The following is a 22,146-nucleotide window of genomic DNA, read 5'->3' on the forward strand; positions in this document are numbered from 1 at the left end:
GGAGTTATAAATTTATGACATTAGAAATAGCTATTTTTCTTTCAATGAATGGGCAAGCAAAGGAGGCAATTCATTTTTATATACGTAATTTAGAAGCCAAAAAGTTAATGGTTGTTACGTATGAAGAACTGGCGAAAAGAGATAGTTCTTTCAAAATTACAAGTGAAAATAAAGATCATATTGCTCACTCTGTTTTACAAATTGGGAATACAAAGCTAATGATAGCAGAAGATACAATGAATCCTAACGAAGGTTATAACATTGGAAATAACATGTCACTTTGCATTCAAAGCGCTAATTTAGAAGAAATACAAAGATTTTATAATAATTTAATTTCCTATAAGAATGTGAAGGTAATCTCTCCACTAGAAAAAAATGTATTTAGTGAAGCATATGGTATTATTGAAGATCCTTACGGCATCCAAATCCAGTTAATGTATGATAAGCGATTAAACTAAATAATTTTTCATATTCCTAATAAAAAAGACACGAAATTCGTGTCTTTTTATTTTACAGTGATAACTCTACCCGTTTCATTACTTTCAACCGCTAATTGAATAAGTCGAATAACTTCTAAACCTTCTTGTGCTGTTACAGGTGGTTTCTCACCATTTATAATGCTATCTCTTACACCTTTATAGTACATGTCATAACAGCCGACTTCTGTTGGAATACGTACTAACTCTTCTTCTGTTTGTAGAGTAACAAAATTCTCTTCAGCGTCTACTCCATAACCGCTATCGCCTGGCTTCATTCCATTTTTTAATTGTTCTTCCTGTGAATCCATACCGTATTTCACGATAGAACCTTTATCTCCATGCATTGTAAAGTGTGGACCTGCCTTTTTCACATAACTGCTACTACGTAAAATGACACGTTTAACTCCGTAGTGAAGTACTATGTGGAAATAATCATCCACCTCTGCACCTGGTCGCTGCTTAATTACATCTGCACTTATCGCATTTGGTTTCCCAAATAATGATAATGCTTGGTCAATTAAATGCGATCCTAAATCATATAATATTCCTGATCCTGGTAAGTTCTTTTCTCTCCAGCGATCACGTACATGTGGACGGAAACGATCAAAATGCGCTTCATATGCGTATAGATTCCCTATTCTATCCTCTTCTAATAATTTCTTTATCGTTAAGAAATCATTATCAAAACGGCGATTATGATATACACTTAATACCACATTATGTTTCTTTGCTAATGAAATAAGCTCTTCCCCTTCTTCAATTGAAACAACAAATGGTTTTTCTACAACAACATGCTTACCGTTTAATATTGCTTCTTTTACATATGGAAAATGAGTTGTATTTGGTGAAGTAATGACGACTAAGTCAATATCAGCTCGCTTCACCAATTCATCAATTGTACTAACGACGTTAGCACTCGGTAATGTTTCTTTTACTACCTCTTCTTTTGAAGATAATATGGCACGAATATCGTATTCTTCTATCGTTTGTAATAATGGGATGTGAAATGTTGTACTAGAAAATCCAAACCCTACAATCCCTACACCTATTTTTTTCATGTTGCCCCTCCATTTATCCCGCTATTTGTGGGCAGTAAGACCCCCACTGATTAAAGTTTCACTTTATGAGAACGATTTCATTCAGTTATTATAACAAGATTATTATAATTTACATAATAAATTGCCTAGAAAAAAGCATCTTGCCATTATTTATGGCAAGATGCTTTTTTTATTCCGGTCGTTTTTTCGTCCACGTTTCAATAACTTCACCAGTATCATTAACATCTAGTACTAAACTACCGTTACTATACCTGTCCTTATTTCGATACGCTTTCGGATCAATTTCTTCTACTATATGTTTCTCTGTCTTCATGTAAACTAGTTCATCGTCTCTAACGATTTCAATACCGACAATGCGGTATGGATTACGTTTTAACTCTTTGAAAATAACAAGACCTCGCTTCGCCCTCGTTGATTTCTCAATTTCTGATGCTTTTAGGCGTTTTACAGCACCACGCTGCGTTACGAGAATAAGTTGATCTTTGTCACCATTTAATGGCTTACCAGCAGCAACATAGTCATCTTCTTTTAAATTAATTGCTTTCACACCAGCGGCTCTTACACCGACTGGACTTACTTCATCTTCATGGAAAATAAGTGCATATGCACCGTGTGTAGCAAGAACGATATCACTCGTTCCATCTGTCGCAAATATATCAACAACTTCATCATCTTTTTTCAAGTTTACAGCAACGAACGCTCTTGAGTAACGCTGTACTTTATATTGGTTTAATTCTGTCTTCTTAATCATACCATTCTTTGTTACAAATACGATAAATCGCTTTTCTTCCTCAAAGTTCGGTACGACAGTTGCCCAAATAATGGTTTCATCCCGGTCGAGTGAAACGATATTAGCAACGTGCTGACCTAAATCTTTCCAACGAATATCTGGCATTTCGTATACTGGCAAATATATATAGTTTCCTTTATTCGTAAATAAGAGGACTGTCTCTGTCGTATTCGTATCGAATCGTTCAAGTAAGATGTCACCCTCTTTCATACCGAAGTCTTTGCCGTTTGAGGCATTATGTGAGCGCCATCCAGTACGTTTCACATATCCTTCTTTCGTTACAGTAACGATGACATCTTCTTGTGGGATCATCACTTCTACATCGATTTTAATTTCCTCGATTTGATCTTCAATAATCGCGCGTCGATCATCACTATATGTTTTCTTAACTCTCTTTAAATCTGTTTTAATTACTTGAAGTAATCTTTTTTCACTTTGTAAAATTGCCTGTAGCTCAATAATTTTCTTATTAAGCTCATCTGCCTCTTGTTGTAGTGCTGTAATATCTGTATTCGTTAAACGATATAATTGCAAGGATACAATTGCTTCCGCTTGCGCTTCTGTAAATCCAAATTTCGCACTTAAATTATCTTTTGCATTACGCTTATCTTTTGAAGCTCGAATCGTTTCAATAACTTGGTCTAAAATCGATAATGCTTTCTTTAAACCTTCCACAATATGTTGACGATTTTCTGCCTTTCGTAATTCATATTGCGAACGTCTCGTAACAACTTCTTTTTGATGTCCAATATATGCATCCAAAATTTTCGGTAATGTCATAAGCGTTGGACGGCGATTATTAATCGCTACCATATTAAAGTTATATGGTATTTGTAAATCTGTATTTTTATATAAATAATTTAAAATACCTTCAGAATTTGCTTCTTTTTTTAATTCTACGACAATGCGAAGACCTGTACGATCTGTCTCATCACGCACTTCAGCAATGCCATCTAATTTTTTATCTAGACGTAACTCATCCATTTTCTTAACAAGGTTTGCTTTATTTACTTCGTATGGAATTTCAGTAATTACGATTTGCTGTTTCCCACCACGAACCGTTTCAACTTCTGCTTTCCCGCGAATAATAATTTTACCTTTACCTGTTTCATACGCCTTTTTAATACCGTCAATCCCTTGAATAATACCACCTGTTGGGAAATCAGGTCCTTTCATAACTGTTAATAAATCATCAACAGTACTATTCGGTTTATCAATACGCATCATTGTAGCGTCAATAACTTCTCCAAGATGATGCGGAGGAATTTCTGTTGCATAACCAGCGGAAATCCCTGTAGATCCGTTCACTAATAAGTTCGGGAACGCTGCTGGTAAAACAACCGGTTCTTCACTCGTATCATCAAAGTTGGATACGAATTCTACTGTTTCTTTATCAAGATCACGTAATAACTCAGATGCAATTGGTGATAATCGGGCTTCCGTATAACGCATTGCTGCTGCTGGATCCCCGTCAACACTACCGTTATTACCATGCATCTCAACTAAAACATTACGTACTTTCCAAGTTTGGCTTAAACGTACCATCGCCTCATATACAGAGGAATCACCATGCGGATGATAATTACCAATAACGTTACCGACTGTTTTAGCTGACTTACGGAACGCTTTATCGTGCACGTTTCCTTCTACATACATAGAATATAAAATACGTCTTTGTACTGGTTTTAAGCCGTCACGCGCATCTGGAAGTGCGCGATCTTGAATAATATATTTACTATAACGTGCAAAGCGATCACCTAACACGTCTTCAAGCGGGAGGTCATGAAACTTCTCTGCTTGCATGTTATTCCACCTCCGTCTCCATAATCATTTCATTTTCTAAAATATTTCCTTCTTCTTGCATACCAAACTGTACATTGCGCTCAATCCATTTACGACGCGGTTCTACTTTATCACCCATTAATGTTGTAACGCGGCGCTCTGCCCTCGCTGCATCATCAATTTTCACGCGAATTAATGTACGCGTTTCAGGATTCATCGTTGTTTCCCATAATTGATCCGCATTCATTTCGCCAAGTCCTTTATAACGCTGTAACATGTAACCTTTTCCAACTTTTTTCGTTACTTCATCTAATTCATCATCTGACCATGCGTATTCAATTACTTCACTTTTTCCTTTTCCTTTACTTACTTTGTATAAAGGAGGAAGTGCGATAAACACTTTACCAGCTTCGATAAGTGGTTTCATATATCTGTAGAAGAATGTTAATAACAATACTTGAATATGCGCCCCGTCTGTATCAGCATCGGTCATAATGACAACTTTATCGTAGTTAATGTCTTCCACATCAAATTCATTGCCTACACCGCCGCCAATTGCATAAATGATTGTATTAATCTCTTCATTTTTAAAGATATCAGCAAGCTTTGCTTTTTCTGTATTAATTACTTTACCACGTAATGGTAATACCGCTTGGAAACGTCGATCTCGTCCTTGTTTCGCAGAACCACCGGCAGAGTCACCCTCTACTAGGTACAGTTCATTTTTCTGCGGATTACGTGATTGTGCGGGTGTTAATTTACCACTTAATGTACCTTCTGATTTCTTTTTCTTTTTACCAGTACGCGCTTCTTCTCTCGCTTTGCGAGCGGCTTCACGTGCTTGCGCTGCTTTAATTGCTTTTCTCACAAGAAGTGTAGCTACGTCCGGGTTTTCTTCTAAAAAGTAAGCTAAATGCTCTGATACAATGGCATCAATTGAAGAACGAGCTTCACTTGTACCTAGTTTCCCCTTCGTTTGTCCTTCAAACTGAAGTACTTCTTCTGGTACACGTACAGAAACGATAGCCGCTACACCTTCACGAATATCTGTACCTTCTAAGTTTTTATCTTTTTCTTTTAATAGCGAAACTTTACGAGCATACTCATTAAACACACGCGTCATTGCTGTCTTAAATCCAGCTTCATGTGTTCCACCATCTTTTGTACGTACGTTATTTACAAACGATAGAATATTTTCTGAGTAGCCATCGTTAAATTGAAATGCTAGCTCTGCCTCAATTCCATTTTGTTCACCAGAGAAATATACAACTGGATGAATCGAATCTTTCTCTTCGTTTAAGTATGAAACGAAAGCTTCAATTCCTGTTTCATAATGAAACACATCTTCTAAATCATTTCGTTCATCTTTTATTGAGATTTTCATCCCTTTTAATAAAAATGCAGATTCGCGTAATCTTTCACATAAAGTTTCATAGTTATAATTTGTTGTACTGAAAATTGTTGTATCTGGTTTAAAATGCATTGTCGTACCAGATTCTTTTGTCTTTCCGATTTTTTCAAGCGTCGTTACAGGAACACCACCATTTTCAAAGCGTTGTTCATAAATATTTCCGTCACGCTTAATCGTTACGACTAACCATTCTGATAAGGCGTTTACAACTGATGCCCCAACACCGTGTAAACCACCGCTTGTTTTATAGCCACCTTGACCAAACTTACCGCCTGCATGAAGTACAGTTAAAATAACTTCAGGTGTCGGTTTCCCAAGTTTATGCATTCCCGTAGGCATTCCTCGCCCTTTATCAATAACGCTAATACTATTATCTTTATGTATTACGACAGAAATTTCGTCGCCAAATCCCGCTAACGCTTCATCAACGGAGTTATCTACTATTTCGTATACTAAATGATGCAATCCACGGCTGTCCGTGCTCCCGATATACATACCCGGGCGTTTTCGAACGGCTTCAAGTCCTTCTAACACTTGAATCGCATCTTCATTATATTGGAACTGATGCTTCGCCAAACTCCTTGCCCCTTTCCTAATCCAAAATCAGAACATATGTTTCTATTATAGAATAACGCCTCGACTATAGTTTTGGCAAGTTATCTTATCTCTTTTATATACCATTTTCAATAGAAAAATCCTTGTTTTTTCACAAGGATTCCTCTAGGCTACTATTTCAGAAAAATAATCGTTTGTCAACGAGAAATGGATATGTATGCCAAGATTACATATTCCAAACCTTTATTATGATCCAAATGATCAAGATCCAAAACGGGATTACAAGTAACAATCCCCAAAAACAGCCTTTAAAAAATCTCATGATGAACACCTCGTTCATCGGCCCTACTTATCTATAATAAGGGCTGAAGCAATCTTTCTAACTTTACAATCTATACTATTTTGTCATTGCATGTTCTACTTTTATGCAACGATCCATTATTACAGTATAGTCTTTTTCTTTTAAAAGTTGATATGTATCTTCATCTTGTACTCCTAATTGTGCCCAAAAAACATCTGCATCAATCTCCACAAATTCTTTTGCAACATCCATTAAAAATTCTGAACGGCGGAATACATTTACAATGTCAACATGTTCCTTAATATCTTTTAGTGAAGCAACTGCCTTTTCTCCAAGCACTTCATCTACTGTTGGGTTTACTGGAATAATGCGATACCCAGCATCTTGCATTGCTTTTGACACCATATACGATGTACGTTCTGGCTTATCTGATAATCCAACAACCGCAATTGTTTTGCTTTTCTTTAATACTTCACCAATTTCCGTACGAGTTGGGTTTTCAATCATCATAATTAATCCCTCCTATTCCTTTAGTATAGCCGATAAAGAAAGTCTCTTTCAATATGAAAGAGACTTTCTTTTATTCCGATTATTGATTCTTTGTAGCTGAGTTATCTGCTAAAGTAGCTGTTTTCGTCATTTTTTGACCGTTACGATAGAATGTAACTTCCACTTTCTCGCCTACTTTTTTCTTTTCATATAAATATTTACGGAATTGAAGAGCATTCTCTACTTTTTGATTATCTAATGCTACTACAATATCATATTGCTCTAAACCAGCTTTTTCGGCCGGTGATATTGGGTAAATTTTACCTAATACAACACCGTTTGTTACGTCTTTCGGTACTTTCAATTGATTTACTGCATAAGCTTGCACATCTTCTAATGAAACAACACCTACTCCAAGGGCTGGACGTTTCACTACTCCGTCTTTTTCAAGTGATTCAATAACTGGCTTTGCGATATTAATTGGAATAGCAAATCCAATTCCTTCAACTTCTTGTTGTGCAATTTTACTTGAATTAATCCCAATTATTTCACCGTTTTGGTTAAATAACGCACCACCACTATTACCTGGATTGATCGCTGCATCTGTTTGAATAACTTGTGCTTGCCAATCTGGACGTTTGTCCCCATCAATATCAACTGGAATTTCACGTTCTTTACTACTGATTATACCTTCCGTTACACTTCCATCAAACCCTAGTGGGTTACCGATCGCAATTGCTTTTTCACCCGCACGGATTTTACTTGAATCACCTAAAGTGGCAACTTTATTTACATTAGATCCATCAATTTCTACAACCGCTAAATCTAACCAAGGGTCTTTCCCTACAAGCTTTGCATCTACTTTTTTACCATCACTTAGTTTTACAGCAAGTTTATTTGCTCCATCTACTACGTGGTTGTTTGTTACAATATATGCTTTATTTCCTGCTTTTTTATAAATCACACCTGACCCTGAACCGGCTTGTTGTTCTTGACCTGTCGGTTGCATTGCAAATGGATCAATGCTTTGTTGCATATTAATAACACCTACAACAACATCTTTCGCGCCTTCAATCATCCCAGGTAAATCAGTCTCATTTTTTGCTTTATTGACAACAGGAACTACAGTACCTTCTACTTTCGAATCTGAACTAAATGATGATACCGCCGCTCCATTATTTTGAGCCCATGGCATATATGGTGCTGCAAAACTAATTGAAACAGCCCCAACTACAGCTCCGACTAAACCTGTGAAAAAATAACCTTTTTTACTTCCTGATTTTCTCACTTCTCTCGTTTCACTATGCTCTTCATTTAAATTTGGTCCGTCGTAATATCCCATGTTTACTTCCCCTCTCTGGTGAATTCGTATTTTCAGTATAGTCACGTTTTGTGTCCTTCTTGTGAACTCATCGTGAAATCCAATTAAAAAAATACTCTTATCTAACATTGTAGACAAGAAATGTATTTTTTGTACATTCTGCCTGCCAAAGAGGATATAAAATCGACATTTCCCTAGGCTAAAGTACACAATCCGTTACGATTATTCTTCAAACTTATAACCTACTCGAATAACAGTACCAATATGCTTCGCTTTATCTCCTAGCTTATTTCGTAGTTTTTTAATATGAGTATCAACCGTTCGGTCATCACCGTAATAGTCATATCCCCATAACTGATCTAATAAATGTTGACGTGATAACACAATTCCTTTGTTCTCCATTAAATAAACGAGAAGTTCAAATTCTTTATGTGTCAAAATAATTTCTTCTCCATCTACTAAAACAGTTCTAGATAGACGATTCACTTCTATTCCAGCTAAAGACATAGCATTTTCTTCTGCTACCCCTACCACGCCATCCGCACGTTTCAGTAACGTCTTCGCGCGAGCTACTAACACTTTCGGGCTGAAAGGTTTCGTTACATACTCATCTGCACCTAATTCGAACCCTAGTAATGTATCATCCTCATCCGAACGTGCTGTTAGCATAATAATTGGTACTGCTGATTCTTTTCTAATTCGTCTACAAACAGACCATCCATCTATTTCTGGTAACATAATATCTAACATAATTAAATCAATTTCATGCTCTGCAAATAATTCTAACGCTTTTTTTCCGTCTTCTGCTTCGATTACTTCAAAGCCTTCATTGCGAAAATAATCGCTAACAATTTCACGTAATCTTCTTTCATCTTCAACAAGTAATACTGTTTTATTCATATAATCTATCCCGCCTTTTTACTCTTTCAATCGAATAATACGTTGATTGGAGCTTCCGCGAAATGGAAGTGTTAAATCTTTTTTCTCGATTTCAAATCTTCCATCGACTAAAACATCCCCATAATGTAACAACTCTATCATATCATTATTTTGAGAACTCTGTATCTCTTCTAACGTATAACCTGTATACATCCATAAATTTTTTTTCAAATCTTTCACTGCTCTTGCTACTTGTTTCACTTCAGCAGCTTGAAAAAATGGATCTCCACCTGAAAATGTTACATCAGTTAATGGATTACTTGCAATCTCTTTCACAATTTCTTCTACTGTCATTTCAGTTCCATTACAAATATTCCACGATTTCGGATTATGGCAGCCGAAACAACGATGCGGACAGCCCGCAAAAAACACGACTGTCCGCAACCCTTCTCCATCTACTACACTATCATGAATGATGTTCAGCACTTTCATTTATGCTTCACCCGATCCATCTCTTCACTACGTTTCGCACTATTCCACTTCGACATATCTCCTACAAGATAACCTGTTATACGGCGAATTCTTTCTATGTTAGCCTCATCTTCATTTCCGCAGCTCGGACATTCATTTCCAATAACTCCGTGATAACTACAGCACTTACAACGGTCAACAGGGTGATTAATTGAACCGTATCCAACGCCATTCTCTGCCATCGCTTGTACAATTTGTTTTAATGCCTTTTTGTTATGCATTGCTGCTCCATCTAGTTCAATATACGTAATATGTCCCCCGTTACATAGAGCGTGGAACGGGCCTTCTAAACGAATTTTATTTATCGCCTGAATGTCATAGTAAACTGGGATATGGAATGAATTCGTATAATAATTATGGTTCGTTATACCGCTAATCACGCCAAATTCTTCCCTATCCTTTTTCACAAACTTCCCTGATAACCCTTCTGCAGGAGTTGCAATGACTGAGAAATTCAGTTCATGTTCTTCTGTCGCTTTATCCATTCTATCTCTCATAAAGGAAATAATTTCATATCCGAGTTTCCATGATTCTTCATCTTCTCCGTGATGCTTTCCTGTTAAAGCTACTAAACACTCCGCAAGACCAATAAAACCAAGACTTAACGTCCCTTGCTTTAAAATCGATGCTACAGAATCTTCAGGCTGTAACTTTTCTCCACCGCGCCATACACCTTGTGAATATAAAAATCGAAAATCTCTTGCTCGTTTCGTACATTGATACTCAAATCTCTCTAATAATTGCTGGATTCCTACATCTAAGTAATAATTTAACGCTTCAAAAAACGCTTCTTGTGAACCACTAATGAGTGCTAATTTCACTAAGTTAATGGACGTAAATGATAAATTCCCTCTTCCAATCGCCGTTTCTTCTCCATGTATGTTAGACATAACACGAGTACGACATCCCATGTAACATACTTCACTTTCCGGTCTTCCATCATAATGCACAGCATTAAATGGCGCATCTAAAAATGAAAAGTTAGGGAATAATCGTTCAGCCGTTGTCTCTAACGCTAATTCAAATAAATCATAGTTCGGATCGCATTCTTCAAAATTCACACCTTTTTTCATTTTAAAAATTTGAATAGGAAAAATTGGTGTTTCCCCTTTACCAAGACCAGCTTGTGTCGCTTTTAAAAGTTGTTTAATTAAAAGTCTTCCTTCTTTCGATGTGTCTGTTCCATAATTAATAGAAATAAACGGTACTTGCCCCCCGCCCCTACTATGCATACTATTTGAATTATGAATGAAAGCTTCACAAGCCTGATACGTATCATTTTCTGTTTCTTTCCACGCAAATTCTTCTATTTGTTCTTTCGTAAGCGGATATGACTGTAATCGTTTCTTATGTCTCTCTACTGTTTTTCTCACATATGGAGCTAAATCGACATCAAAGAGTGCAAACGATTGACCACCATGCTGCATATTTTGATTCGCTTGAAAAATAATAGATGAAAGAGCTAATGCACTTTTAATGTCTTGCGGTTGTCTCATATGTCCATGTCCGGTATGAAAACCATTCGCAAGCATTTGCGCTAACGGAATTTGTGAACAAGTTGTCGTTCCTGTCGCATAAAAATCTAAATCATGTGGATATAATATATTTTCATTTATCGCTTTTTTCACTTGATCTGACAATAAATTTTCAACAGCGTAATATTTCGCACTCTCAGATGCGAACGTTCCCATTACTCCCATCGGAGAGCGGCCATCTACATTTGCATTTTCTTGCATTAAATCTTGTTCATTTCCGTGGACTATTGTCTCAAACACTTTCATTAATTCTTCTTCTCCACGTGTATTATTTTGTAACATTTATAACCCTCCACCAATATGTTGTTGTCTTTTGATTAAAATGTTACTACATATAGTCTTAGTGTTTCTGTGAGAAATGTAACATTCCTGTGAAATTTTTTGCACGAAATAATGAATTTTTCATTTACAAAAAAGAAATGTGCTCTTTACAAATGTATGGTACAATATACGGGAAAAACTCTTTTTACCCTTTATCAACACATTTGAATAAAGGAGACTGAACTTATGGTTACTACATATCTTTTATTTATCGTTGCCTACTTACTTGGCTCGATTCCATTTGCACTAGTCGTTGGAAAGATTGGTTATGGAATTGACATTCGTGAGCACGGAAGCGGTAATTTAGGCGGAACCAATACATTCCGCACACTAGGGAAAAAAGCAGGTTTTATCGTTACAATTGCTGACATTTTAAAAGGTACATTAGCAACGAGTCTACCGATTATTTTCGCGTTAGACATTCATCCACTATGGTTCGGATTAGCAGCTGTTCTTGGACATGTGTATCCGATTTTCGCGAAATTCCGTGGTGGTAAAGCAGTTGCAACTTCTGCTGGCGTGCTATTATGCTACTCACCAGTTGTTTTTGCAATTTTAGCTGTTGTCTTTTTCAGCCTTTTATTTACAACAAGATACGTATCACTTTCTTCTATGGTAACAGCTGTCGTTGCCGTTATCGCATCAATTGTTAGCGGGGATAAAATCTTCATTATTGCGATGTGTTTATTAGCAGGTATGGTTATTTATAAACACCGTGCAAATATTGGACGAATTATAAATAAAACTGAACCGAAAGCAAACTTTTCAAAAAAGCAAAAATAAGATTGTAACCCACATAACGCAAAAAGAAAACGTGAAGCATATTAATAGCGTCTTTTTGCGTTATTTTTTATACTAAAGAAAAAGCAACATAATTTGGAGGAACTATACATGAATCTTTCCGTAACAAAAGAAGCAGCACAATGGTATAAAAACGAATTAAACTTACAATCGGGTGAAACACTGCGCCTTTTCGTACAATATGGCGGTTGTAGTACTGTGCAAAAAGGACTTTCTTTAGGTATTCGTAAAGATGATCCTGCACATCCTGCTGTTCAAATTCAAGAAGAAGGTATTAACTTCTTTATTGAAAGCGATGATGAATGGTTCTTCGATGGACATAATTTATCTGTTACATTTAACGACGTTGATGATTTCCCGCAATTTAATTATGAAAAATAAAAAAACGTGGCTTCCGCCACGCTTTTTTATTTTTTCTTAATTTCCTCATATTTCGCATACCACTCTGGATAGAACTTTTTAAATGATACGGGCCTGAACCCTTCTTTTTTCGCACAAATATTTGTCGTACTTGCCGTAATACAAAGTTCACCTTCACCATTATATATTTCATATCCATATACAACGCGAAGCGGGCTCACTGTATCAACCCACGTTTTTACAATTGCTTTTTCCCCGTAACGCATTGCTTTACGATAAGAAATTTGCAAATCTAACACAGGAGAAATAATTCCTTCTTTCTCCATTTCAACATATGAAAACCCTAAATCTTGTATAAGTTTCGTGCGACCTAATTCAAGCCACACCAAATAGTTTGAATGGTAAACAACACCCATTTGATCTGTTTCCGCATAACGGATTTCAACTTCATGTTCTGCTACAAACATATATATTCGCCTTCTTTCACTTCTGCTACCTTGCATACATTTAATCATAATACAGTGAAATCAAAAATAAAATAAAAACAGTGAATCTTTTACCGAAAGGAGCAAGCATATGATTCAAATTGTAACGGTTCGTAGCGGTGATAGCGTATATAGCTTGGCATCAAAATATGGATCAACACCTGACGAGATAGTAAAAGACAATGGATTAAATCCAGCTGAAACACTCGTTGTTGGTCAGGCACTGATCGTGAATACGAAAGGGAATAATTATTATGTACAGCCTGGCGATAGCTTATATCGAATCTCTCAAACATATAACGTTCCTCTCGCTAGTTTAGCTAAAGTGAATAACTTATCTTTAAAATCCATTCTCCACGTTGGACAGCAATTATATATACCGAAAGGGACGAAACGTGCAGTAGAATCCATCGCTTATTTACAACCTTCTACTATACCTATTAAAGAAAGTTTAGTTAATGCTACACGTGCTATTAATCCATTTTTAACATACTTAGCTTACTTCAGCTTCGAGGCAAAAAGAGATGGTACGTTAAAAGAACCAACTGAAACAGCTAAAATCGCTAATATTGCAACGCAAGGTAATACCATCCCTATGCTCGTTATTACGAACATCGAAAACGGAAATTTCAGTGCCGATCTAACATCCGTTATTTTACGGGACGCAACAATCCAAAACAAATTTATTACAAATATTTTGCAAACTGCTGAGAAGTACGGTATGCGAGATATTCATTTCGATTTTGAGAGTGTTGCACCCGAAGATCGCGAAGCGTATAATCGTTTTTTACGAAATGTGAAAACACGCTTACCTAACGGATACACATTAAGTACAACGCTTGTACCAAAAACAAGTTCCAATCAAAAAGGAAAATTTTTCGAAGCTCACGATTATAAAGCACAAGGACAAATTGTTGATTTCGTCGTCATTATGACATATGACTGGGGATGGCAGGGCGGACCACCGATGGCAATCTCTCCTATCGGTCCTGTAAAAGAAGTACTTCAATACGCAAAATCTCAAATGCCTCCACAAAAAATTATGATGGGGCAAAACTTATACGGATTCGATTGGAAACTTCCGTTCAAACAAGGAAACCCACCAGCAAAAGCAGTTAGCTCTGTTGCAGCTGTTGCACTTGCTCGTAAATACAATGTTCCTATCCGCTATGATTTCACAGCTCAAGCTCCACATTTCAATTACTTTGACGAAAACGGTGTACAACACGAAGTTTGGTTTGAAGATGCGAGATCTATTCAAAGTAAATTCAATTTAATGAAAGAACAAGGCATTGGCGGTATTAGTTATTGGAAGATCGGCTTGCCATTTCCACAAAATTGGCGTTTACTCGTTGAAAACTTTACGATTACGAAAAAGGGCTGACAAAAGTCAGCCCTTTCTGTACATTCTGTTAAGATTCATCTTTGATTTCACTTTTTAATGAGTCAATACTTTCTAAACGTCTTTGATTTTTTGCTTCAATAGCAGAACGGTCTTTTTCATTAGAAAGCTCCGCTGTTTCTTTTGCTTCATTAAAGTTATCAATTGTATTTTGCACCATTTCTTGTAACTTTTCAGCGTTATCACTTCGATTATCTGGATTTGGCATGTACTTTCCTCCTAATATTGTATATACACACCATCTTAAATTACCTATCTTCCCTCAAATTTATACATAAAAAAGGAGAATACAATATTCTCCTTTTCTTTAACCGTTATCAACAATCGGTTGTTTGCCCGTTTGGTCTTGCATTTGCTTTCCTTTATTGCCACCAGCTTTTTTTGATTGTGTTCCAATATGATTCGGTGCAAAGTCTTTTGAATTCTTTTTCGGATTACCCATTACTATCGCCTCCTTAACAGTAGTATCGTACTAGTGTTAAGAATTATTCAGCTTGCTTAAAAAGTTTCATTTCATAACGTTTTTCAATACGCTCTTCAATGCGATCGATTGCATCGCGATCGCTTAATAATTGTTGTTTATTTTCTTTCACAAGCTCGTCAAACGATTTACGGCGACTTCTTCTCATGCTGTTCACCCTCTCTCCTTCGCTTTCTTATTACATAGTATGAGCAAAGGAAAAACTATTTAATCAGATTTGCAAGAAAATTTTATGTTTTAGTACTCCTAAAAAAACTCCGTGTACAGTAAAATGTACACGGAGTTTATTACACCATAATATTCAAATATTCTTTTAGTTTTTCATCTGCATTCATTTCACTTTGTTTATAATCATGCAGCGCTTGCAATACAAAATCATACTGTTCTAAAATATAACTTTCTAATTTCAGGACGTCCTCTAAGCTATTAAGCATAATTCTCGTGTTACCAACTTCACTTTTTAACGCCGGTTCACAGGCTAAACTCGTACATATTTCTTTCACATCATCTTCTAATATGTCTGTTAATACGTATTTCTTTCGCCCTTTTACCTTTAATCTCATAACTGGATAAAAAGCTTTTATATCTAAATAGCTTCCTACATTCATGCAACGAATCCATTCAATATCACGTTTATTTCGTACAAGTATCTCTTTTACCGCTTCATATACTGCTGTTTCATCAAGTACTTCTGTATTCGATTTCCTTTTCGCCTCTTCTTCAATAGAGGCACATTTTTGATAAACTGCTGCACAAGTAATACAATCATCAAATGCATTATGAGAACTTAAACGAATTCCAAGCATTCGCTTTAACGTTTCAAGTTTATGATTAGGAGCGTGTTTCATATATTTCTTCGCTAAAAATACAGTATCAATCACTTTATTTTTCGGTTCCGGTAAACCAAGCATATTCACATTACTTTTCAAAAAGCGCATATCAAAAGATGCATTATGAGCGACAATTACATTTGTATGTAAAAATGCTAAAAATAAAGGTAACACTTCTTCAATCGTCGGTGCATCCGAAACACGATAATTTGTAATACCTGTTAAACTCGTTATTCGGTCCGGAATTGAACGCTCTGGATTCACATAGGAAACAAATTGATCTACTAGTTCATGATTACGATATTTCACTGCTGCGACTTGAATAATTTTATCATTATAAGGGTTAAATCCTGTTGTTTCAAAGTCAATTACAACATAATCTAACGGTAAGGATATATTCCCCACTCCAAATACACTCCTTTATCTCTCAACGTTTATATTTCTTTCATCATATCATGAAGCTTTCACTACGTGAAAAAGAAAAGGCAGAAATGATTATATTCCATCTCTACCTTTTCACTGTTATTTTAATTTAGCAATCCGTTTCTCCATTTCTTTTTGTGTCATCGGTCCAATAAACTTATCTTGAATGACACCTTTTGTATCTATAAAATACGAAGTTGGGATCGTAATGACTTTATACGCTGTTGTTACATCAATGTTCTTGTCCAATAAAATAGGAAAAGTAATTCCTTTTTCCTTTGCAAAATTACTTACCTTTTCTATCCCCCCGCCTTTTTCTGAAGGCGTATAATTTATTGCTAAAATTTCTACATTTTCTTTATGCTCTTTATAGAAAGCCTCCATATCTGGCATTTCTTGCTGGCAAGGCCCACACCACGTTGCCCAAAAGTTTAAAATCACTTTCTTTCCTTTTAAATCTGATAACTTTACATTCGTTCCATCTAACTTCGTTAATTCAAAGTCTGGCGCACTCTTCCCTATTTCAATACCATTACTTGCAATCATTTCTTTCATAGCAGCTTCACTTTTTGTGCGCTCCCCTTGGACCGCCTGATCGTTTTTACCAAACTGTTCATAAGCTGCATATCCCGCTAAACAAAGTAATACTACAATAATCGTAAGCTTCCGCCACATGTTATATCACCCTAACGTATTTATCTTCTTATAACTTAATCACTCAAATACTATATACCTTATTTTAGCTTATACGGACAAGCTTGGAAATATTCACAGTCGAAATAATTAGAATATTCTTATTTAAAGTGCATTTTTTTCCTTTTTATCATATAATTAGAAAAATAAATGCAGTGTTGTTTATTTTCTTATGGACCTATTCACCTTTTTACTTTCGTAGTTATATAAACTTCAACAAAAGGGGGATTTTTTATGAATTCATTCGAAAAAATAACATTATATATTCTTAGTTTTCTTTTATACCCAATCGGTATTATTACATGGATCATTTCACTCTTTAGTAACGATCTTGAAAAAAAGAAAGTAGGGCGTATTTGTCTCTACGTTTCTCTAGTCTCATTCGTCCTTTTCTTAATTCTTGGAATTGCAACTTTCCTTATGACAGCTACTTTTAACGTCGATCTGAATCATTCAGAATCTATCGAGTATCAAATAAATGACGCTGAATAAAGATAAGAGCATTGTTCTTATCTTTATTCACATCTCTTAAAAAATGAATGACTATTTATTAATTTTTCAGGACTTCCACATGCTACAATACTTCCTTCTTTCATGATGACAACGCGATCTGCTAGTATTACTTTCTCTACATCATGTGTCGCCACAATTCTCGTGACCTCGCCTCCCAGCCCTTCTATCATATTCCAAACAATTTCTTGATTGCTCGGATCTAATCCGGCAGTCGGTTCATCTAAAATAATAAGATTTGGATTTGAAACAGTTGCTCGCAATAATGCAAGACGTTTCCTTTCTCCTCCCGAAAACTCTTCACCACTTTTATGTAATACAGTTTGAATCCCTTCAGGCAAGTCCCTAATAATTGATGTTCCATTTACAAGTTCAATATTTTTTTCTAACTGGTGTTCTATATACTCTTCACCGAAATACATATTCTCTTTTACTGTCGTCCGAAAAAAACGTGGTTCTTGCCACACTGTAGTCAATCGAGCCTCATTTCCATAATAAGCAACGCTACCGTTAGATGGTTTATACAAGCCTGCCATTAATTTTAAAAGCGTTGTTTTTCCTGCACCACTTTCTCCTACAATCATAATGAGTTCACCAGGTTTAATTTGCAAATCAATATTATAAATTCTGCATTTCTCTTCATCATTCTCCTGAAATGAAACATTTGTTAATGTCATCCCCATCGCTCTTTCTACATTACTATTTGCCACTCGCTTATCTAAAAAGGAAAAAACTCTATTTGCCGAAGCAATTGCAACTTGTGTCATCATTAATAAATCGCCCACATAACGGACAGGGAAAAAGAGCATTTCAATTGTCGCTAACACTGCAACAAGTGAACCAACTTCTATTTCCCCCTTCATTATTTTTTGCACACCTATAATGAGAACAACGATATATGCTCCTGTTTCAATCACCGTTCCAACTACCCCAATGCAATGTTGCATCATCGTCTTCTTTACTTCTGTTTTATAAGATTGTGCTGTTACTCTCTTAAATAAGCGAATGGCCCACTTTTCTTTTTGTAAACTACGCAAATCTTGTACTCCTTTTACAAACTGTGACACCATCTCTACAACAGTTGACTGATTGTTTTGAGCAATACTTGCAATATTTCTTACCTTTTTCCCCATCAATATCGGAACCGTTGCACTTAAAAATAAAAACGGAGTTACCCACAATATAAACTGTATATCTATATGTTGTAGTGCTATGAACGCACCTATAAATTGTGCAATGGCATGTATATATTCTATTAATATAGAACCATATAATCTGACCCAGTTTGGAATATCAGACACAACTAACGTTTCTAACTCTCCTTGTTTGATTTTCTCACTCTCTTCAAATGGTAATAAGAAAAAATGGCGCAATACATCTATACGCTTCTTTTGCAATATTCGTTGACTTGCTTTTGAGCTTACATAATCAAATGAAAGATTGTTCACCCACATCAACAAGCGGCTAACTGTAAACAAAGTAATGTAAAGATACGCTCCCTTCAGCTCTCGTTGAATTAGGTTATCTACAATTAGTCCCATGAATAGTGGACGAGATAGATTTAAAATAGCTGCAAAAATCCCACTGCATACAGCTGCTATTACTAATATTTTTTCTTTCTGTAACGGTAACAAAATTCTTTTATATTCTTTCATAATATCCCCTCCATTTTTATAGTAAAAAGAAAGGGATGAAACCAAATGGTTTCATCCCTTTCCATAAAGTGAAACTTTAATCAGTGGGGGTTTTCTTCATCCCCCACTGATTATCAGCCCTCACCAATCGGACTTTTATGGGCAGCCCGCCCCCCACCTAACTTCTTTGCTTTCGCTGCATTTTGAGGTGGGGGTCTTACTGCCCATTAAAGTCGGATAAAATAAGGAAGCTAACAGTTGTTAGCTTCCTTATCATTCATTTCAATTGTTTAGTTTGACACTTTAGACTCTTCAATTTTCTCACGAAGAACCATTTGTAAGATACCACCGTGACGGTAGTAGTCAATTTCAACTTCACTATCGAAACGAGCTACTACTTCAAATTGTTTTTCGTTGCCATCTGCATCAGTTGCAACTACTTTTACAAGATCGCGTGGTTTAACTGTTTTGTCGATTTGAATTTCAAATGACTCGTTACCAACAAGACCTAATGTTTCAGCGCTTTCACCATCTTTAAATTGAAGCGGTAATACGCCCATTAACACTAAGTTACTGCGGTGAATACGCTCGAAGCTTTCTGCGATTACTGCTTTAATACCTAATAAGTTTGTACCTTTTGCAGCCCAGTCACGAGAACTTCCCATACCGTAATCTTTACCTGCAACAACTAGAAGGCCTGTGCCGTCTTCTTTATATTTCATAGCAGCATCATAGATTGATGTTACTTCACCAGTTGGCCAGTATGTTGTATATCCGCCTTCTGTGCCTGGTGCAATTTGGTTTTTAATACGGATGTTCGCGAATGTACCACGCATCATCACTTCATGGTTACCACGACGAGAACCGTAAGAGTTAAAGTCAACTGGTTGTACGCCGTTTTCTAATAAGTAGCGTCCAGCTGGTGTATGCTTACCGATTGAACCTGCTGGTGAAATATGGTCTGTCGTTACAGAGTCACCAAATTTACCAACTACGCGTAAGCCTGATAACGTTTCAACTTCACCTGGCTCTTTAGATAAACCTTCAAAGAATGGTGGATTTTGAATGTATGTTGAATCATTATCCCAAGTATATAAAGCTTCGTTTGAAGTTTGGATTTCATTCCAACGCTCATTGCTATTAAATACTTGTGCATATTCTTTTTTGAACAGTTCAGATGTAACAACGCTTTGAACTACATCTTCAATTTCTTTAGCTGATGGCCAAATATCGTTGAAGTAAACAGCATTGCCATTTGCATCTTTACCGATTTCATCATTTTTCAGGTCAATATCAACAGTACCTGCAAGTGCATATGCCACAACAAGTGGTGGTGATGCTAAGTAGTTCGCTTTTACAAGTGGATGAATACGACCTTCAAAGTTACGGTTACCAGATAAAACAGATGTTACTAATAAGTCGTTTGCTGCGATTGCTTCTTCTAATTCTGGCGCTAATGGACCAGAGTTACCGATACAAGTCGTACAGCCGTAACCAACTGTTTGGAAACCTAATTGATCTAAATATGTTGTTAAACCAGACTTATCTAAGTACTCTGTAACAACTTTAGATCCTGGTGCTAATGATGTTTTTACGTATTCAGGTACTTTAAGTCCTTTTTCAATTGCTTTCTTCGCAACTAGACCTGCTCCAATTAATACGTACGGGTTTGATGTATTTGTACAGCTTGTAATTGCAGCGATTGCAATTGCACCTGTTTTCATCGTTACTTCTTTATCTTCTAATGTAACCTTCACCTCTTTATCGAACTCTTGCTCATTAAATCCAAGTCCTTGTGTTCCAACTGGTGCTACAACAGCTTTGTGGAACGCATCTTTCATATCTGAAAGTGGAATTAAATCTTGTGGGCGTTTCGGTCCAGAAAGGTTAGATTCAATTGTATTTAAATCAATTTCAACAAGATCAGTGTAAATTGGATCTTTGCTGTCTGCTGTATAGAATAAACCGTTTGCTTTACAGTATTCTTCAACAACTCGAATTTGCTCTTCATCTCTACCTGTTAAACGTAAGTATTCTAATGAAATATCATCGATTGGGAAGAATCCACAAGTTGCGCCGTATTCTGGTGCCATGTTTGAAATTGTTGCACGGTCAGCTAAAGGCATGCTCTTTAGTCCATTACCGAAGAACTCAACGAATTTACCAACTACACCTTTTTGACGTAATACTTGCGTTACTTTTAATGCAACGTCAGTTGCTGTAGTACCACTTGGAAGTGTACCAGTTAATTTCACACCGATTACTTCAGGTACTGGGAAGTATGAAGGCTGTCCAAGCATTCCTGCTTCTGCTTCAATACCACCAACGCCCCATCCAAGAACACCGATACCGTTAATCATTGTTGTATGTGAGTCTGTTCCAACTAATGAATCTGGATATGCAACTAAGTCACCTTCCTCATTTTTCACAGCGTGAACAACTGGTGCTAAATATTCAAGGTTTACTTGGTGTACAATACCTGTAGCTGGTGGAACTGCACGATAGTTATCAAATGATTTTTGTGCCCAGCTTAAAAATTTATAACGTTCTTCATTACGTTTAAACTCTAAGTCCATGTTGAATGCAAGCGCGTCTGCCGTACCCGCTCTATCAACCTGTACAGAGTGATCAATTACAAGGTCTACAGTAATTTCTGGATTAATTTTATCAGGATCCCCACCCATGTCTGCCATTGCTTTACGAAGCGAAGCCAAATCAACAACAGCTGGAACACCAGTGAAATCTTGTAAAATTACACGAGATGGTTTAAATGGAACATCGATATCTTGCACATCTTTCGTTCCCCATTTCGCTAAATTTGTAACATGCTCTTCTGTAATTACACGTCCGTCTACTTGACGAAGTACTGACTCAAGTAAAACTTTCACGGAATATGGTAATTGAGATACGTTGCCAACCCCTGCGTTTTCAAGCGCTTTCAAATCATAATAATGATACGTTTTTCCATCTACTTCAAAAGTTGCGCGTGATTGAAATGGATTATGTTTGACCATTATGTTTCCCCCCTGTTAAACGTGACTAAGTTGTCTGAATATAAAATGTAGACAAACTTTT

General features: G+C 36.3%; 21 protein-coding genes. 5 read left to right on the forward strand and 16 right to left on the reverse strand.

Annotated elements, in window-relative coordinates; translation table 11 throughout:
- The first annotated feature begins 14 nt into the window (after positions 1–14).
- Complete coding sequence (locus RTP99_RS06855) at positions 15–458, forward strand: VOC family protein (RefSeq protein WP_000171334.1); 444 nt, start codon at positions 15–17, stop codon at positions 456–458.
- 47 nt (positions 459–505) lie between these two features.
- Here the strand turns inward: RTP99_RS06855 and RTP99_RS06860 are convergent, their stop codons facing one another.
- From RTP99_RS06860 to RTP99_RS06895, 8 genes are all read right to left on the reverse strand, one after another.
- On the reverse strand, positions 506–1,537 hold the full coding sequence (locus tag RTP99_RS06860) for an oxidoreductase (protein ID WP_000719733.1): 1,032 nt from the start codon (positions 1,535–1,537) through the stop codon (positions 506–508).
- A 169-nt stretch (positions 1,538–1,706) separates the two neighbouring features.
- Positions 1,707–4,130: a DNA topoisomerase IV subunit A gene (gene parC / locus RTP99_RS06865; protein WP_001147473.1), complete on the reverse strand. Its 2,424-nt coding sequence runs from the start codon at positions 4,128–4,130 to the stop codon at positions 1,707–1,709.
- A gap of 1 nt (position 4,131) precedes the next feature.
- On the reverse strand, positions 4,132–6,096 hold the full coding sequence (gene parE, locus RTP99_RS06870) for a DNA topoisomerase IV subunit B (protein WP_001062200.1): 1,965 nt from the start codon (positions 6,094–6,096) through the stop codon (positions 4,132–4,134).
- Positions 6,097–6,472: 376 nt separating this feature from the next.
- Positions 6,473–6,886, reverse strand: a complete 414-nt coding sequence (locus RTP99_RS06875; RefSeq protein WP_000972424.1) for a CoA-binding protein — start codon at positions 6,884–6,886, stop codon at positions 6,473–6,475.
- Between the two features lie 79 nt (positions 6,887–6,965).
- Complete coding sequence (locus RTP99_RS06880; protein WP_000542636.1) at positions 6,966–8,207, reverse strand: S1C family serine protease; 1,242 nt, start codon at positions 8,205–8,207, stop codon at positions 6,966–6,968.
- Between the two features lie 201 nt (positions 8,208–8,408).
- Positions 8,409–9,086 (reverse strand): response regulator transcription factor, encoded by a 678-nt coding sequence (locus RTP99_RS06885; protein WP_001044683.1) that lies wholly within the window; start codon positions 9,084–9,086, stop codon positions 8,409–8,411.
- Positions 9,087–9,104: 18 nt separating this feature from the next.
- The gene (gene nrdG, locus RTP99_RS06890; protein WP_000866403.1) at positions 9,105–9,557 is read right to left on the reverse strand and encodes an anaerobic ribonucleoside-triphosphate reductase activating protein; all 453 of its coding nucleotides are present in this window, start codon (positions 9,555–9,557) and stop codon (positions 9,105–9,107) included.
- Positions 9,554–11,413, reverse strand: a complete 1,860-nt coding sequence (locus RTP99_RS06895; RefSeq protein ID WP_000940077.1) for an anaerobic ribonucleoside triphosphate reductase — start codon at positions 11,411–11,413, stop codon at positions 9,554–9,556. The genes nrdG and RTP99_RS06895 overlap by 4 nt, the downstream gene beginning before the upstream one ends.
- Positions 11,414–11,638: 225 nt before the next feature.
- Here RTP99_RS06895 and plsY point away from each other — a divergent pair, with 225 nt between their 5' ends.
- Positions 11,639–12,235 carry a glycerol-3-phosphate 1-O-acyltransferase PlsY gene (gene plsY / locus RTP99_RS06900; RefSeq protein WP_000258965.1) on the forward strand — a complete coding sequence of 199 codons (597 nt, stop codon included), beginning with the start codon at positions 11,639–11,641 and terminating at the stop codon, positions 12,233–12,235.
- A gap of 108 nt (positions 12,236–12,343) precedes the next feature.
- Entirely contained in the window at positions 12,344–12,634 is a 291-nt protein-coding gene (locus RTP99_RS06905) for a HesB/YadR/YfhF family protein (RefSeq protein WP_001054447.1), read from the forward strand.
- 26 nt (positions 12,635–12,660) lie between these two features.
- On the opposite strand, the gene RTP99_RS06910 is transcribed toward RTP99_RS06905, so the two are convergent.
- Positions 12,661–13,080: an acyl-CoA thioesterase gene (locus RTP99_RS06910; protein ID WP_000495815.1), complete on the reverse strand. Its 420-nt coding sequence runs from the start codon at positions 13,078–13,080 to the stop codon at positions 12,661–12,663.
- 109 nt (positions 13,081–13,189) lie between these two features.
- Between RTP99_RS06910 and RTP99_RS06915 the strand changes: the two genes are divergently transcribed.
- Positions 13,190–14,482 carry a glycoside hydrolase family 18 protein gene (locus RTP99_RS06915; RefSeq protein ID WP_000614837.1) on the forward strand — a complete coding sequence of 431 codons (1,293 nt, stop codon included), beginning with the start codon at positions 13,190–13,192 and terminating at the stop codon, positions 14,480–14,482.
- Positions 14,483–14,510: 28 nt separating this feature from the next.
- Here the strand turns inward: RTP99_RS06915 and tlp are convergent, their stop codons facing one another.
- From tlp to RTP99_RS06940, 5 genes are all read right to left on the reverse strand, one after another.
- Positions 14,511–14,708 carry a small acid-soluble spore protein Tlp gene (gene tlp, locus RTP99_RS06920; protein ID WP_001133509.1) on the reverse strand — a complete coding sequence of 66 codons (198 nt, stop codon included), beginning with the start codon at positions 14,706–14,708 and terminating at the stop codon, positions 14,511–14,513.
- A 99-nt stretch (positions 14,709–14,807) separates the two neighbouring features.
- Complete coding sequence (sspN, locus tag RTP99_RS06925; RefSeq protein ID WP_000527987.1) at positions 14,808–14,942, reverse strand: acid-soluble spore protein SspN; 135 nt, start codon at positions 14,940–14,942, stop codon at positions 14,808–14,810.
- Positions 14,943–14,985: 43 nt separating this feature from the next.
- Positions 14,986–15,129 (reverse strand): FbpB family small basic protein, encoded by a 144-nt coding sequence (locus tag RTP99_RS06930; RefSeq protein WP_001254697.1) that lies wholly within the window; start codon positions 15,127–15,129, stop codon positions 14,986–14,988.
- A 139-nt stretch (positions 15,130–15,268) separates the two neighbouring features.
- Positions 15,269–16,216 carry a 3'-5' exonuclease gene (locus RTP99_RS06935; RefSeq protein ID WP_000526916.1) on the reverse strand — a complete coding sequence of 316 codons (948 nt, stop codon included), beginning with the start codon at positions 16,214–16,216 and terminating at the stop codon, positions 15,269–15,271.
- A 117-nt stretch (positions 16,217–16,333) separates the two neighbouring features.
- On the reverse strand, positions 16,334–16,909 hold the full coding sequence (locus tag RTP99_RS06940; RefSeq protein ID WP_000269068.1) for a TlpA family protein disulfide reductase: 576 nt from the start codon (positions 16,907–16,909) through the stop codon (positions 16,334–16,336).
- A 252-nt stretch (positions 16,910–17,161) separates the two neighbouring features.
- Between RTP99_RS06940 and RTP99_RS06945 the strand changes: the two genes are divergently transcribed.
- A complete protein-coding gene (locus tag RTP99_RS06945) occupies positions 17,162–17,419 on the forward strand; it encodes a hypothetical protein (RefSeq protein WP_001083879.1) in 258 nt (85 codons plus the stop codon).
- A 23-nt stretch (positions 17,420–17,442) separates the two neighbouring features.
- Here RTP99_RS06945 and RTP99_RS06950 read toward each other — a convergent pair whose 3' ends face one another.
- Positions 17,443–19,092, reverse strand: coding sequence for an ABC transporter ATP-binding protein (locus RTP99_RS06950; RefSeq protein ID WP_000666358.1), 1,650 nt, complete (start codon positions 19,090–19,092; stop codon positions 17,443–17,445).
- A 269-nt stretch (positions 19,093–19,361) separates the two neighbouring features.
- Entirely contained in the window at positions 19,362–22,085 is a 2,724-nt protein-coding gene (acnA, locus tag RTP99_RS06955) for an aconitate hydratase AcnA (protein WP_000238580.1), read from the reverse strand.
- Between the last annotated feature and the right edge of the window lie 61 nt (positions 22,086–22,146).

Origin of the sequence: Bacillus sp. (in: firmicutes) (genome assembly GCF_031983925.1) — a bacterium.
In the GTDB taxonomy this organism is placed as follows: Bacteria; Bacillota; Bacilli; order Bacillales; family Bacillaceae_G; genus Bacillus_A; species Bacillus_A pacificus.